Here is a 13,931-nt window from a genome sequence, read left to right as displayed (position 1 = left end):
GTCGCACAGGTCGAGACGGAGGAAGCCATGGCCAACCCGCTGAAGAAGACGATGGTCTACCTGGGCCTCGCCGACGAGGAGCTGGAGTACGACGAGCAGCCGCAGGAGCAGCAGGCGCAGCACCAGCCGCGTCGTGAAGCCCCTGCGCCGTCGCCCGTCCAGCCGGTCCCGCACCCCGCACCGGTCGCGCCCGCGGCCGGCCGCGCTCCGGTCACGCCGCTGCGCAAGTCATCCACCGCACGGAATGCTTCGGTACAGGAAATGAACGAGATCCTCACGGTCCACCCCCGCCAGTACCGCGACGCGCAGGCGATCGCCGAGTCGTTCCGCGAGGGCATCCCGGTGATCATCAACCTCTCGCAGATGAGCGAGGGGGATGCGCGCCGCCTGATCGACTTCGCCAGCGGCCTCTCGCAGGGCCTCTACGGCAAGATCGAGCGGGTCACGCCCAAGGTGTTCCTGTTGTCCCCGTCGCACGTCGTCGTCTCCGGCGAGCACGGCGGTGCGGACGCCGAGGTCGACGCCTCCTTCTTCGCGCAGGCCTGAGCCGCGAGCTCGCTGAAAGCGCACCGCCCCGCCCGGGACGGTGCGCTTTCGTGCATGCTCGTTCCTCCATACTGGAGGGGTGCTTGCCGTCTCGATCGTCGCGAACGTCGTCTACTACGCCCTGTTGATCTACTTCTTCGTCATGTGGGCGCGTTTCGTGATCGACCTCGTCCGCACCTTCTCCCGTCAGTGGCGGCCGAAGGGGTTCGGGCTGGTGCTGGCCGAATCCACCTACGTCGTGACCGATCCGCCCATCCGGTTCTTCCGGCGGATCATCCCGCCGCTGTCGATGGGACCCGTTGCGATCGACTTCGGATGGAGCCTCACGATGCTGGTCGTGATCATCGGCCTGTACGTGGTCGGCAACTTCACCTGAGCGTCGCTCGGCTCCGTGCGCCGGGCGCACGATAGGGTTGTCAGGCCGACGCGCCCGGGTGCGGCGGAGTGCGCATCGCCCGCGCATTTTGCTAGCGTTGGCTGAACGCACTTTTTGTTCGTCTTATCAAGATCTAAGGTGGCTTGCCATGGCGCTGACTCCGGAAGATGTAGTCAACAAGCGGTTCCAACCGACGAAGTTCCGTGAGGGCTACGACCAGGATGAGGTCGACGACTTCCTCGACGAGGTCGTCGTCGAACTGCGACGACTGGGTCAGGAGAACGAGGAGCTGAAGCAGCGCCTCGTGGCGGCCGACTCCCGCATCGCCGAGCTCCAGCGCTCCGGCGGTTCCGCTCCGGCCGCAGCTCCGACTCCGGCGCCCGCCGACGTCCAGCGCCTGCAGCGCGAGAACGCCGAGCTCAAGCAGCGCCTCGCCACCGCCGAGCGCGAGGCCGAGACCGCCAAGCAGCAGGCCTCCGCCGCTCCCGCGGCCGCCGCCGGTGCCGCAGGCGGCGCCGCTGCAGGCTTCGCCGCCGGCTCGACCGACGCCAACGACCCCAACGCGACCAACAACCTCCTGCAGCTGGCCCGCCGCCTGCACGAGGAGCACGTCCGCGAGGGCGTGGAGAAGCGCGACGCCCTGATCGCGGAGGGGCACGCCACCGCCGCCCGCATCGTCGCCGAGGCCGAGTCCAAGCAGCGCGCACAGATCAGCGCCCTCGACCAGGAGCGTTCCACCCTCGAGCGTCGCATCGACGAGCTCCGCGGGTTCGAGCGCGACTACCGCCAGGGCCTCAAGAGCTACATCGAGGGTCAGCTCCGCGACCTCGACAGCCAGCAGGTCGGCGGTTCGCAGGGCTTCGGCCAGAACCGTCCCGCTTCGGTGAACGCCGGAGGCGGCGTCCCCGCGCCGGTCCCCGCCGGTTCGGCGGACGGCTCGAACAGCCAGGACCAGGGCAACCAGCCCCCGGTCTTCCCCGGCTTTGGAGGCTAGTACCTCCCGGTCCAAGGTCAGCGTCCGGGCCTTGGCGATCCTGGCGGCCGTCGCGCTCTGCGTGTACCTGGTCGACCAGATCGCCAAGGTCCTGGTCGTTTCGAACCTGTATGAGGGCCAACAGATCGAGGTCCTCGGGCAGCTCCTGCAGTTCCACTTCGTGAAGAACGCGGGGGCTGCGTTCTCCATCGGCAGCGGTTCGACGTGGATCTTCTCGATCGTCGGCGTCGGCGTGCTCGGCTTCGTGATCTGGTACGCGCCGAGGATCCGCTCCGTCGCCTGGGCCGTGCTGTTCGGGCTGCTCCTCGGCGGGCTGCTCGGGAACCTGACGGACCGGCTGTTCCGGGAGCCCGGCTTCGGTGTCGGCCATGTCGTCGACTTCCTGCAGATCCCGCTTCTCCCGGCGATCTTCAACCTCGCCGATGTCGCCATCGTCTCCAGCATGGCGCTGTTCCTCATCCTCACGATCCGGGGTATCGGCCTCGACGGTCGTCGTGCGCAGGACGAGGAGGCCGTCGGCGACGAGGAGGCCGTCGAGACGGACACCCGGGCGACGGACGACCCGCGGAGCCCGCAGGCCTGATGGAATCCCGCAGCCTCCCCATCCCGGACGGCCTGGAGGGCGCCCGCGTCGACGCCGGAATCGCCAAGCTCCTCGGCTTCTCGCGCAGCTTCGCCGCCGAGATCGCCGAGGCCGGTGGTGTGACGGTGGACGGCCGCGAGGCCGGCAAGTCCGACCGGCTGAGCGCCGGCTCCTGGCTCGAGGTGAGCTGGACGCCGCGCGAGGAGGCGCGGATCGTGCCCATCGCCGTCCCCGAACTGACGATCGTCCACGACGACGACGACATCGTCGTGATCGACAAGCCGGTCGGGGTCGCGGCGCATCCCTCGGTGGGCTGGGAGGGCCCGACGGTGCTCGGTGCACTCGCCGCCGCCGGATTCCGGATCTCCACCTCGGGCGCGGCCGAGCGCGCGGGCATCGTGCACCGGCTCGACGCGGGCACGAGCGGTCTGATGGTCGTCGCGAAGTCCGAGCACGCGTACACCGTGCTGAAGCGGGCGTTCCACGACCGGACGGTCGAGAAGATCTATCACGCCGTCGTCCAGGGCCACCCGGACCCGCTGACCGGGACGGTGGACGCGCCGATCGGGCGGCACCCGCGCAGCGACTGGAAGTTCGCGGTCGTCGCCGGGGGCAAGCCGTCGGTCACGCACTACGAGACCATCGAGGCGTTCCCCGCGGCGAGCCTGCTGGAGATCCACCTCGAGACCGGGCGCACCCACCAGATCCGCGTGCACATGGCCGCTCAGCGGCACCCGTGCGTCGGCGACGCGATGTACGGCGCCGACCCGACGCTCTCCGCGAAGCTGGGCCTCACCCGCCAGTGGCTGCACGCCGTGCAGCTCGCCTTCGCGCATCCGGCGACGGGGGAGTGGACGACGTTCACGACGGGCTATCCGGACGATCTCCAACACGCCCTCGACGTGCTCCGCGCGTCGTAGGTCCGACGTAGGCTGGTACCCAAATGGCCGACTCCTTCGTTCACCTCCACGTCCACAGCGAGTACTCGATGCTGGACGGCGCAGCGCGGGTGAAACCGCTGATCGACGCGGCCGTCGGGCAGGGGATGCCCGCCGTCGCGGTCACCGACCACGGCAACATGTTCGGTGCCTTCGACTTCTGGCGCACGGCAACGGACGCCGGCATCAAGCCGATCATCGGCACCGAGGCCTACCTCACGCCCGGCACGCATCGCACCGACAAGACCCGCATCCGCTGGGGCGACGGCGGCGGCGACGACGTCTCCGGCTCCGGCGCGTACACGCACATGACGATGCTGGCGGCGACCACCGAGGGGATGCACAACCTCTTCCGGCTGTCGTCCTACGCGTCCATGGAGGGCTACTACTTCAAGCCGCGCATGGACCGCGAGCTGCTCAGCCGCTACTCGAAGGGCATCATCGCCACGACGGGCTGCCCGTCCGGCGAGGTGCAGACCCGGCTGCGGCTCGGCCAGTACGAGGAGGCGAAGAAGGCAGCGGCCGAGTTCCGCGACATCTTCGGGCCCGAGAACTTCTTCGCCGAGATCATGGACCACGGGCTCGGCATCGAGCGCCGGATCATGTCCGACCTCATCCGGCTGGCCAAGGAGCTGCGGATCCCGCTCGTCGCCACCAACGACCTGCACTACACGCACGCGGAGGACGCGAAGAGCCACGCCGCGCTGCTCTGCGTGCAGTCCGGCTCGACGCTGGACGACCCGAACCGGTTCAAGTTCGACGCCGACGAGTTCTACCTCAAGACGCCCGAGCAGATGCGCGACCTGTTCCGCGACCACCCGGACGCCTGCGACAACACCCTCGCCATCGCCGAGCGCTGCGACGTCAAGTTCGACACCGCAGCCAACTACATGCCGCGCTTCCCCGTCCCCGAGGACGAGACAGAGCAGACCTGGTTCGTCAAGGAGGTCGAGAAGGGTCTCGCCGAGCGCTACCCGGACGGCATCACGCCGGAGGTCCGCAAGCAGGCGGACTACGAGATCGGCGTCATCTCGCAGATGGGCTTCCCCGGCTACTTCCTCGTCGTCGCGGACTTCATCAACTGGTCGAAGCGCAACGGCATCCGCGTCGGCCCCGGCCGCGGCTCCGGCGCCGGCTCGATGGCGGCGTACGCGATGCGGATCACCGACCTCGACCCGCTGCAGCACGGCCTCATCTTCGAGCGCTTCCTGAACCCGGACCGCGTCTCCATGCCCGACTTCGACGTCGACTTCGACGACCGCCGCCGCGGCGAGGTCATCAAGTACGTGACCGAGAAGTACGGCTCCGAGCGCGTCGCACAGATCGTCACCTACGGGACCATCAAGGCCAAGCAGGCGCTGAAGGACTCGGGACGCGTACTCGGCTTCCCGTTCTCGATGGGGGAGAAGCTCACCAAGGCGATGCCGCCGCCCGTGATGGGCAAGGACATCCCGCTCACCGGGATCTTCGACAAGAATCACCCGCGCTACAAGGAGGCCGTCGACATCCGCGCCGTCGTGGAGTCGGACCCCGAGGCGAAGACGGTCTTCGACACCGCGCTGGGACTGGAGAACCTGAAGCGCCAGTGGGGCGTGCACGCCGCGGGCGTGATCATGTCGTCCGATCCCCTGATCGACGTCATCCCGATCATGAAGCGCGAGCAGGACGGCCAGATCGTCACGCAGTTCGACTACCCGGCGTGCGAGTCGCTCGGCCTGATCAAGATGGACTTCCTGGGGCTGCGCAACCTCACCATCATCAACGACGCCCTGGATAACATCCGCGACAACCGCGGGGAGAACCTGGTCCTCGAGGACCTCGCGCTGGACGACCGGCCGGCGTACGAACTGCTCTCCCGCGGTGACACGCTCGGCGTGTTCCAGCTCGACGGCGGCCCGATGCGGTCCCTGCTGCGCCTGATGAAGCCGGACAACTTCGAGGACATCTCTGCACTCATCGCCCTGTACCGGCCGGGCCCGATGGGCGCGAACTCGCACACGAACTACGCGCTGCGCAAGAACGGGCTGCAGGAGATCACGCCGATCCACCCCGAGCTCGCCGAGCCGCTCGCCGACATCCTCTCCACCAGCTACGGCCTGATCATCTATCAGGAGCAGGTCATGGCGATCGCTCAGAAGGTCGCCGGCTTCTCGCTCGGTCAAGCAGACATCCTGCGCCGCGCGATGGGCAAGAAGAAGAAGTCCGAGCTGGACAAGCAGTTCGAGGGCTTCTCACAGGGCATGCAGTCCAACGGCTATTCGATGGATGCGGTCAACAAGCTGTGGGAGATCCTGCTGCCGTTCTCCGACTACGCGTTCAACAAAGCGCACTCGGCGGCGTACGGCGTCATCTCGTACTGGACCGCGTACCTGAAGGCGCACTATCCCGCCGAGTACATGGCGGCGCTGCTCACCAGCGTCGGCGACTCCAAGGACAAGATGGCGCTCTACCTCAACGAATGCCGCCGTATGGGCATCAAGGTGCTCCCGCCGGACGTGAACGAGTCGAACCTGTACTTCGCGGCCGTCGGCGAGGACATCCGCTTCGGGATGGGCGCAGTGCGCAACGTCGGTGCGAACGTCGTCGAGGGCGTCCGGGAGGCGCGCGAGTCGAAGGGCCGCTTCGAGTCCTTCCACGACTTCCTTAACAAGGTCCCGATCCACGCGACGAACAAGCGCACCGTCGAGTCGCTGATCAAGGCTGGCGCGTTCGACTCGCTCGGTCACACCCGCCGGGCCCTGGTCGAGGTGCACGAGGACGCGGTCGAGTCCGCGGTGAAGATCAAGCGCAGCGAGGCGAACGGCGACGTCGGCTTCGACTTCGACAGCCTGTGGGGCGACGACGAGCCGAACCAGTCGCAGCACCACATCCCGGAGCGGCCGGAATGGGTCAAGCGGGACAAGCTCGCCTTCGAGCGCGAGATGCTCGGGCTCTACGTCTCCGACCATCCGCTCGCGGGTCTCGAGCTGCAGCTCGCGAAGCTCGCCAGCACGGGCATCGCGGACCTCGTCGGCTCCGACAACATCCAGGACGGCGAGACCGTGACGATCGCGGGCCTTGTGACGAGCGTCCAGCACCGGGTGGCCAAGGCCTCGGGCAACCAGTACGGCATGATCCAGGTCGAGGACTTCGGCGGCGAGATGACCGTGATGTTCATGGGCAAGGCGTACCAGGAGTTCGCGCCGATGCTGCAGGGCGACGCCATCGTCGTCGTGCGCGGCCGCGTGAGCCTGCGCGACGACGGGATGAACCTGCACGCGTTCAGCCTGATGATCCCCGACCTCGGTCAGGCGGACGACGTCGGACTGTTGACGATCACGATGCCGGACCAGCGCGCGACGACCGACACCGTCAGCTCGCTCGCGGAGGTGCTGGCGCGCCACCCGGGCGAGAGCGAGGTGCGGTTGCGGCTGGTGAAGGGTCAGGTGGCCCGGGTCTTCGAGGTGCCGAAGCCCGTGAAGGTGTCGCCTGACCTGTACGGAGAGCTGAAGGGGCTGCTCGGACCGAACTGCCTGGTCTGAACGCGGACACTCAGTCGAGTTCGCTCGGCCGGTGGTAGCGGCGCTGGTGATAGAGCAGTGGCTCGTCGTCCGCGCCGAAGCCGCCTTCCTCGATCTGCACGACGACGACGGCGCTGTTGTGGACCGGGAAGCGCTCGACGATCCGTCCGACCATCCAGGCGGTGACCTCCCTGATCACCGGGAGCCCGTGCGGGCCGCGGTACCAGTGGTCGCCGAGGAACCGGCTCGAGTTGTCGGCCGAGAGGATCTCGGCGACGGCCTTGTTGCGCACCCCGAGCATGTGGATGGCGACCAGGTCCGTCTCAGCGATCGCCGGCCAGCTCGAGGCCGACAGCGCCATGTTGAAGGTCGCGAGCGGGGGGACCGCAGCCAGCGAGGCCAGCGAGGTGGCGGTGAACCCGACCGGGTTGCCGTCCGCGTCCTGCGCGGTCACGATCGCGACGCCCGCGGCATGGCGGCGGAAGGCCTGGCGGAAGGCGGCGAGGTCAGGGGTGGGATCGAGGGGTCGGGCGGTCGCCTGGTCGGCGGCGGGCTCGGAGGCTGAGCTGTTCATACAGAAGGGACAAACACCGTTCGGCAGTGGGGAATTTCCGCGAGGGAGGGACCGGCGGGATACGGATAGGCTGGATCGGTCATGATGAAGACCATCGATCTCCGCGGAATCCAGCCTACTCGCGCCTCCTTCGAGCGCCTCGTCCCGCGTCCCGTCGTGGATGTGCAGGTCGCCATGCATGCGGCGGCCGAGTTGATCGAGGATGTGCGCGCACGCGGAGCGGCCGCCCTGGCCGACCAGGCCGAGCGGTTCGACGGCGGCGCCCCGGCCTCGATCCGGGTCCCCGCGTCGGAGATCGCCGCGGCGGTCGCGGCCCTGCCCGCCGACGTGCGCGCCGCCCTCGAGGAGGCGATCGCGCGGGTGCGGGAGGCGACGGCGGCCCAGGTGCCGCCGCGTGCGGAGACGGTCATCCGGCCGGGCGCGACGATCATCCAGCGCTGGCAGCCGGTCGAGCGCGCCGGACTGTACGTGCCGGGCGGCAAGGCGGTGTATCCGTCGAGCGTCGTGATGAGCGCGGTACCCGCCCAGGTCGCCGGCGTGTCGTCCGTGGCGCTGGTGAGCCCGCCGCAGCGCGAGTTCGGCGGAGCGGTGCACCCGGCCATCCTCGGGGCCGCAGGGCTTCTCGGCATCGACGAGGTGTACGCGATGGGCGGCGCCGGCGCCATCGGCGCGCTCGCCTGGGGCGTCGAGGACATCGGGCTCGAGCCCGTCCAGGTGATCACGGGGCCGGGCAACATCTACGTCGCCGCCGCGAAGCGCCTCGTCCGCGGCCAGACCGGGATCGATGCGGAGGCCGGCACCACCGAGATCCTGGTGATCGCCGACGACAGCGCCGACCCGCGCCTCGTCGCCGCCGACCTGATCAGCCAGGCCGAGCACGACGAGGCAGCCGCCTCGCTGCTTGTCACCGACAGCCCCGCCTTCGCCGAGCGCGTCGCCGCGGAACTGGAGGGACTGGCCGGCGCGACCCGGCACTCGGAGCGCGTGCGCACCGCCCTCGGCGGCCAGCAGTCCGCGCTCGTGCTCGTCGACGACCTCCCCGCGGCGGCGGCGTTCAGCAACGCCTACGGCCCCGAGCACCTGGAGATCCAGACCGCCGACGACGACGCGGTGCTGGCGCACATCCAGAACGCGGGCGCGATCTTCCTCGGTCCGAACTCGCCCGTCAGCCTCGGCGACTACCTCGCCGGCTCCAACCACGTGCTGCCGACCGGTGGCCAGGCCCGATTCTCGCCGGGCCTCGGCGCGTACTCGTTCCTGCGCCCGCAGCAGGTCATCCGCTACGAGCAGGATGCCCTGCGCGAGGTCGCGGACCGCATCGTCGCGTTGTCCGGCGCCGAAGACCTCCCGGCGCACGGCGAGGCGGTCACCATCCGCTTCACAGACTGAACACCGGTAGAATATTCGTCATGTTCTGCCCTTTCTGCCGCCACCCGGACTCCCGCGTCATCGACTCGCGCACGAGCGATGACGGCCTGTCGATCCGGCGCCGTCGGCAGTGCCCGGAGTGCGGCAGGCGGTTCTCCACCACCGAGACCGCGAGCCTCAGCGTGATCAAGCGCAGCGGGGTGGTGGAGCCGTTCAGCCGCGAGAAGATCGTGCTCGGCGTCCGGAAGGCCTGCCAGGGCCGGCCGGTGACCGATTCCGACCTTGCTGTGCTGGCGCAGAAGGTCGAGGAGACCATCCGCTCGACGGGCGCATCCCAGATCGAGGCGAACGACATCGGGCTGGCGATCCTTCCGGAGCTGCGCGAGCTCGATGAGGTCGCCTACCTGCGGTTCGCGAGCGTCTACCAGGCGTTCGACTCGCTCGAGGACTTCGAGGACGCCATCCAGCAGCTCCGGGTCGCCCACCACGGCGAGCCGGCCGACGTCCAGGCCTGAGCGGGGACCGCGGCCGCGCCCGCGGTATTCTCGTACCGGCATGTATCGCACACTCTTCTCCCTCGTCCTGTCCAAGCTCGACCCCGAGCGGGCCCACCACCTCGCCTTCCTGGTGATCCGCGCGCTGCCCGCGGTGGGGCTCGGCGGCCTGGTGCGCCGGTTCACGGCGCCGGATCCGTCGCTCGCGGTCGAGGCGCTCGGCCTCCGCTTCGACTCGCCGTTCGGTGTCGCGGCGGGCTTCGACAAGGACGGCGAGGCCGTCCTCGGCCTCGGCGACCTGGGCTTCGGGCACGTCGAGGTCGGCACGATCACCGCGATCGCGCAGCCGGGCAACGAGAAGCCCCGACTGTTCCGGCTCATCCCCGACCGTGCCGTCATCAACCGGATGGGCTTCAACAACCGTGGCGCAGGCGTCGCCGCGAACCGCCTCCTGAGGGTGGTGCGCGGGCGTCGTCGACGCCCCGTGCTCGGCGTCAACATCGGCAAGAGCCGGGTCGTCGCGGTGGAGGATGCCACCGCGGACTACCTGACCAGCGCCAGGGCGCTCGCGCCCGTCGCCGACTACCTCGTCGTCAACGTCAGCTCCCCGAACACCCCCGGCCTGCGCGGGCTGCAGGAGCTGGAGCTGCTGGCCCCGCTGCTGCGCGCGGTCAAGGAGGTTGCGGGGGAGAAGCCGCTGCTGGTGAAGATCGCGCCCGACCTCACCGATGAGCAGGTCGAGAGGATCGCCGGCCTCGTGGTCGAGCTCGGCCTCGCCGGGATCATCGCCACGAACACCACCATCGCCCGCGACGGTCTCTCGACCGATCCCGCGGTCGTCGAGGCGGCCGGAGCGGGAGGCCTCTCCGGCGCACCGCTCGCCGAGCGCTCTCTCGCGGTCCTCCGGCTGATCCGGGCGAGCGTGCCCGCCGAGCTGTGCGTGATCTCCGTCGGCGGCGTCGAGACGGCCGAGGATGTGCAGGAGCGGCTGGACGCGGGAGCCACGCTCGTGCAGGGCTACACCGCGTTCCTCTACCGCGGACCGCTGTGGGCCCGGCAGATCAACCGCGGGCTGCTACGCCTCCGGCGTCCCCTGGTGGAAGCGTAGGCGCCAGCGGCCGCCGCTGCGCAGCCACAGCGAGCTGCGCAGACTGCCGCCGCGCGCATCCACCGTCCGTGCGGTGAGCAGGATCGTGTCGGAGCCGATGCGCTCGGTACCGAGCACGGCGAGTTCGGCCGCGGGCTCGTCCTCGTCGGCGAGGGCCTGCAGGATGGCGTCGCGGCCCCAGAGCCGGCCGGAGCGGCCGATCTCCTCGAAGTCGGGATGCAGCAGCTCGGCGACCCGCGCGGAGTCGCTGCGGACCGCGGGCTCGATGAGCTCGCGCTCCAGGCGGGCGACGACCTCCTCGTCCGTCTCCTCGGCGGGCAGGCCGTCGAAGAGGTCGAACTCGACCGTCGCGTTCTCGCGCGCGGTCGCAGACGCGGCCGCCTCGGCTTCCGCGGTCGGCGTGACGGCGCGCTCGGGTGCCGCGGCCACCGAACCGCCGGGCCAGCCGGGACCGATCGGGATGGCGTCGCCGTCGCGGTACGCGGTCGCCACAGCCCTGGCGCGCACGTCGGCGGCCTCGTTGAGCTCGTGGCCCGCGTGCCCCTTCACCCACTCGAAGGTGTAGCGGCGGCCCTGCAGCGCGCGGTCCAGTCGCTCCAGCAACTCGCGGTTGAGCACGGGGGAGCCGTCGGCCTTGCGCCAGCCCTTCCGCTTCCAGCCCGGCATCCACTTCGTCACCGAGTTGATGACGTACTGGCTGTCGCACAGGATGCGCAGGTCGTCGTCAACGTGCGCCGTCGACTCCAGCAGGTCGATGACGGCCATGAGCTCGCCCATGTTGTTCGTGCCGTGCGGCCATCCGCCCGCCGACCAGCGGTCGTCGTCGACGTACCAGGCCCAGCCGGCCGGTCCGGGGTTGCTGAGGGCGGAGCCGTCCGCCGCTGCGACGATCGTCACGTCAGCTGGGGTACTGGCCGCGTTTGACCTGCGGCTTCGGCAGGCGCATCACGCGCAGCTGGAGGGCGCGCATGGCGGCGTACCACTTGAGCCCGCGCTCGACCTTGGTCTTGCCGAACTTGTCGCCGATCTTCTTCGTCACCCGGAAGCCGAGGAACACGCAGTCGAGCACGGCGATCAGGAAGAACGCCCAGAGCGCGACGAGACCCCAGAGCTGCATGAAGGCCCACGGCAGGAAGCTCAGCACGATCACCAGCAGCATCACCGGGATGAGGAACTCGCCGATGCTGAATCGCGCATCCACGTAGTCGCGCACGTAGCGGCGCTGCGGCCCGCGGTCGCGAGCGGTCAGGTAGCGCTCGTCGCCTGCCGCCATGCCGACACGCGCCTTCTCGCGCGCCTCGGCCTGCTTCGCCCGCGCGTTCCTGGCCGCCTCCTTGCGGTCGTTCGGCACGAGCGGGCGCTTGCGCGCCGCCTCCTGCTCGCGGCGGGAGGGCGTGGGCACGCCCTTGCCCTGCTTGAGACGGTCGGCCGTCTCTTCGGGGGTCTCGACGACGGGCGTCTCCGCCTCTGTCGCCTGGTTCTGTCGTTTCGCCAACGCTCAGCCTTCGGTTCGTAGGGTCCGTTTAAGATTACCCGCATGACAGACACCCTTGAGACTCCGAACGCCGAATCCCCGAGCGCGGAGGAGCGCGTCCGCGCCGCCGTCGAGGCGGGACTGCCGGCGACGATCGCCGAGCTCTCCCGGCTGGTGCGCATCCCCTCGGTCTCGTGGGCGGCATACGACCCGGCGAACGTGCGCGCCAGCGCCGACGCGGTGGCGGCCATGCTCACCGAGACCGGTGTGTTCGAGCGCGTCGAGGTGAAGCAGGCGCCGATCCAGGGCGAGACGCTCGGCCAGCCGGCCGTGCTCGCCACCCGGGCGGCGAGGAACGGTCGCCCGACCGTGCTTCTGTACGCCCACCACGACGTCCAGCCGCAAGGGGACGCCGCGCACTGGGACACGCCGCCGTTCGAGCCGACGGTCCGCGGCGACCGGCTCTACGGCCGCGGGGCGGCGGACGACAAGGCCGGTGTGATGTCGCACGTCGCGAGCGTCCGCGCGCTCACCGAGGCCCTGGGTCCCGACTTCGACCTCGGCCTCGCCGTCTTCATCGAGGGCGAGGAGGAGTTCGGCTCCCGCTCGTTCGCGAACTTCCTCGAGCAGAACAAGGACGCACTGGCGGCCGACGCGATCGTCGTGGCCGACTCCGACAACGTCGACGTGAACACGCCCGCGCTCACCGTCTCGCTGCGCGGCAACGTCACCTTCCGGCTCACGGTCTCCACCCTCGAGCACGCCTCGCACTCCGGAATGTACGGGGGAGCGGCGCCGGACGCGATGCTCGCGATGGTGAAGCTGCTCGCGACGCTGCACGACGACGCGGGCGAGGTGGCCGTCGACGGCTTCCTCTCCCACGACACCGCGGCCGAGCCACCGCACCTGAGCGAGGAGCAGTTCCGCGAGGAGGCGGCGCTCCTGCCCGGCGTCACGCCGATCGGGAGCGGCCCCATCCTGTCGCGGATGTGGTCGAAGCCGACCATCACGGTCACCGGCATCGACGCTCCGAGTGTCGCCGACGCCTCCAACACGCTGCTGCCGACGGTCGCGGTGCGGGTGAGCGCCCGCGTGGCGCCCGGCCAGTCCGCCGCCGATGCCTACGCGGCGCTGGAGCGCCACCTGCGCGCGCACGCGCCGTTCGGGGCGCACATCGAGATCGACGACGTCGACACCGGCGACCCGTTCCTCGTCGACACGGCCGGCTGGGCGGCGACGGAGGCCAAGCGCGCCATGACCGACGCGTGGGGCGCCGACGCGGTCGAGACCGGCATCGGCGGCTCCATCCCGTTCATCGCCGACCTGGTGCGTGAGTTCCCCGAGGCGCAGATCCTGGTGACCGGCGTCGAGGACCCGGACACGCGGGCGCACAGCCCGAACGAGTCGCTGCACCTCGGCGTGTTCAAGCGGGCGATCCTCGCCGAGGCACTGCTTCTGGCGCGCCTCGACGCCCGTCAGGGCTGACTCGACCTCTTTGCAGCAATCCGACGTAGAATCGACCCAGATCTCGCATCGCAACCCGTGAGGAGTCCCATGACCGACACAATTCTGACCGAGGCCAAGGCACACGGCGTCGGCCTCACCGACACCGCCGCCGCCAAGGTCAGGAGCCTGCTCGAGCAGGAAGGCCGCGACGACCTGCGTCTGCGCGTCGCCGTCCAGCCCGGCGGATGCTCCGGTCTGATCTACCAGCTGTACTTTGACGAGCGCATGCTCGACGGGGATGCGACGGTCGACTTCGACGGCGTCGAGGTCATCGTCGACAAGATGAGCGTGCCCTATCTGGACGGCGCCTCGATCGACTTCGAGGACACCATCCAGAAGCAGGGTTTCACCATCGACAACCCCAACGCGACCGGTTCCTGCGCCTGCGGAGACTCGTTCCACTGAGCCGTCCATAGCACACGCGAACGCACTGGGCCGCCCCTTCCGGGGCGGCCCTTTGTGTTCGAATC

At 69.7% G+C, this 13,931-nt stretch carries 14 protein-coding genes; 11 read left to right on the top strand and 3 right to left on the bottom strand.

From position 1 onward, the window contains the following. Positions 1–27 precede the first annotated feature (27 nt). From sepF to dnaE, 6 genes are all read left to right on the top strand, one after another. The gene (gene sepF / locus AAME72_RS18885; protein ID WP_314146409.1) at positions 28–546 is read left to right on the top strand and encodes a cell division protein SepF; all 519 of its coding nucleotides are present in this window, start codon (positions 28–30) and stop codon (positions 544–546) included. 79 nt (positions 547–625) lie between these two features. Beyond that, the gene (locus AAME72_RS18880; protein ID WP_314146410.1) at positions 626–922 is read left to right on the top strand and encodes a YggT family protein; all 297 of its coding nucleotides are present in this window, start codon (positions 626–628) and stop codon (positions 920–922) included. A gap of 148 nt (positions 923–1,070) precedes the next feature. Beyond that, positions 1,071–1,916 (top strand): DivIVA domain-containing protein, encoded by an 846-nt coding sequence (locus tag AAME72_RS18875; RefSeq protein WP_348788062.1) that lies wholly within the window; start codon positions 1,071–1,073, stop codon positions 1,914–1,916. Between the two features lie 31 nt (positions 1,917–1,947). Further along, on the top strand, positions 1,948–2,499 hold the full coding sequence (lspA, locus tag AAME72_RS18870) for a signal peptidase II (RefSeq protein ID WP_348788061.1): 552 nt from the start codon (positions 1,948–1,950) through the stop codon (positions 2,497–2,499). After that, positions 2,499–3,419: an RluA family pseudouridine synthase gene (locus AAME72_RS18865; protein WP_348788060.1), complete on the top strand. Its 921-nt coding sequence runs from the start codon at positions 2,499–2,501 to the stop codon at positions 3,417–3,419. The genes lspA and AAME72_RS18865 overlap by 1 nt, the downstream gene beginning before the upstream one ends. 23 nt (positions 3,420–3,442) lie before the next feature. Next, positions 3,443–6,958 carry a DNA polymerase III subunit alpha gene (gene dnaE, locus AAME72_RS18860; protein WP_348788059.1) on the top strand — a complete coding sequence of 1,172 codons (3,516 nt, stop codon included), beginning with the start codon at positions 3,443–3,445 and terminating at the stop codon, positions 6,956–6,958. 10 nt (positions 6,959–6,968) lie between these two features. On the opposite strand, the gene AAME72_RS18855 is transcribed toward dnaE, so the two are convergent. Next, complete coding sequence (locus AAME72_RS18855) at positions 6,969–7,511, bottom strand: flavin reductase family protein (protein WP_348788058.1); 543 nt, start codon at positions 7,509–7,511, stop codon at positions 6,969–6,971. Positions 7,512–7,592: 81 nt separating this feature from the next. Here AAME72_RS18855 and hisD point away from each other — a divergent pair, with 81 nt between their 5' ends. Genes hisD through AAME72_RS18840 form a run of 3 tightly spaced genes read left to right on the top strand, consistent with a single transcriptional unit; the run spans position 7,593 to position 10,481 of the window. Then, complete coding sequence (gene hisD, locus AAME72_RS18850; RefSeq protein WP_348788057.1) at positions 7,593–8,900, top strand: histidinol dehydrogenase; 1,308 nt, start codon at positions 7,593–7,595, stop codon at positions 8,898–8,900. Positions 8,901–8,920: 20 nt separating this feature from the next. Continuing rightward, positions 8,921–9,394: a transcriptional regulator NrdR gene (gene nrdR, locus AAME72_RS18845; RefSeq protein WP_314146417.1), complete on the top strand. Its 474-nt coding sequence runs from the start codon at positions 8,921–8,923 to the stop codon at positions 9,392–9,394. 40 nt (positions 9,395–9,434) lie between these two features. Continuing rightward, entirely contained in the window at positions 9,435–10,481 is a 1,047-nt protein-coding gene (locus AAME72_RS18840) for a quinone-dependent dihydroorotate dehydrogenase (RefSeq protein ID WP_348788056.1), read from the top strand. Here the strand turns inward: AAME72_RS18840 and AAME72_RS18835 are convergent. Then, positions 10,449–11,378, bottom strand: coding sequence for a ribonuclease HI family protein (locus tag AAME72_RS18835; protein ID WP_348788055.1), 930 nt, complete (start codon positions 11,376–11,378; stop codon positions 10,449–10,451). The genes AAME72_RS18840 and AAME72_RS18835 overlap by 33 nt on opposite strands. A gap of 1 nt (position 11,379) precedes the next feature. Beyond that, positions 11,380–11,976: a DUF3043 domain-containing protein gene (locus tag AAME72_RS18830; protein WP_348788054.1), complete on the bottom strand. Its 597-nt coding sequence runs from the start codon at positions 11,974–11,976 to the stop codon at positions 11,380–11,382. A 42-nt stretch (positions 11,977–12,018) separates the two neighbouring features. Here AAME72_RS18830 and AAME72_RS18825 point away from each other — a divergent pair, with 42 nt between their 5' ends. Together AAME72_RS18825 and erpA are read left to right on the top strand one after the other, a co-directional pair. Continuing rightward, complete coding sequence (locus AAME72_RS18825) at positions 12,019–13,440, top strand: dipeptidase (RefSeq protein ID WP_348788053.1); 1,422 nt, start codon at positions 12,019–12,021, stop codon at positions 13,438–13,440. Positions 13,441–13,509: 69 nt separating this feature from the next. Continuing rightward, positions 13,510–13,866 carry an iron-sulfur cluster insertion protein ErpA gene (gene erpA, locus AAME72_RS18820; protein WP_348788052.1) on the top strand — a complete coding sequence of 119 codons (357 nt, stop codon included), beginning with the start codon at positions 13,510–13,512 and terminating at the stop codon, positions 13,864–13,866. Positions 13,867–13,931 lie beyond the last annotated feature (65 nt).

It is taken from the genome of Leifsonia sp. NPDC080035, assembly GCF_040050925.1.
Classification (GTDB): Bacteria; Actinomycetota; Actinomycetes; order Actinomycetales; family Microbacteriaceae; genus Leifsonia.
Note: the sequence above shows the minus strand (reverse complement) of the source record. Positions and strands in the feature narration are given on the sequence as shown.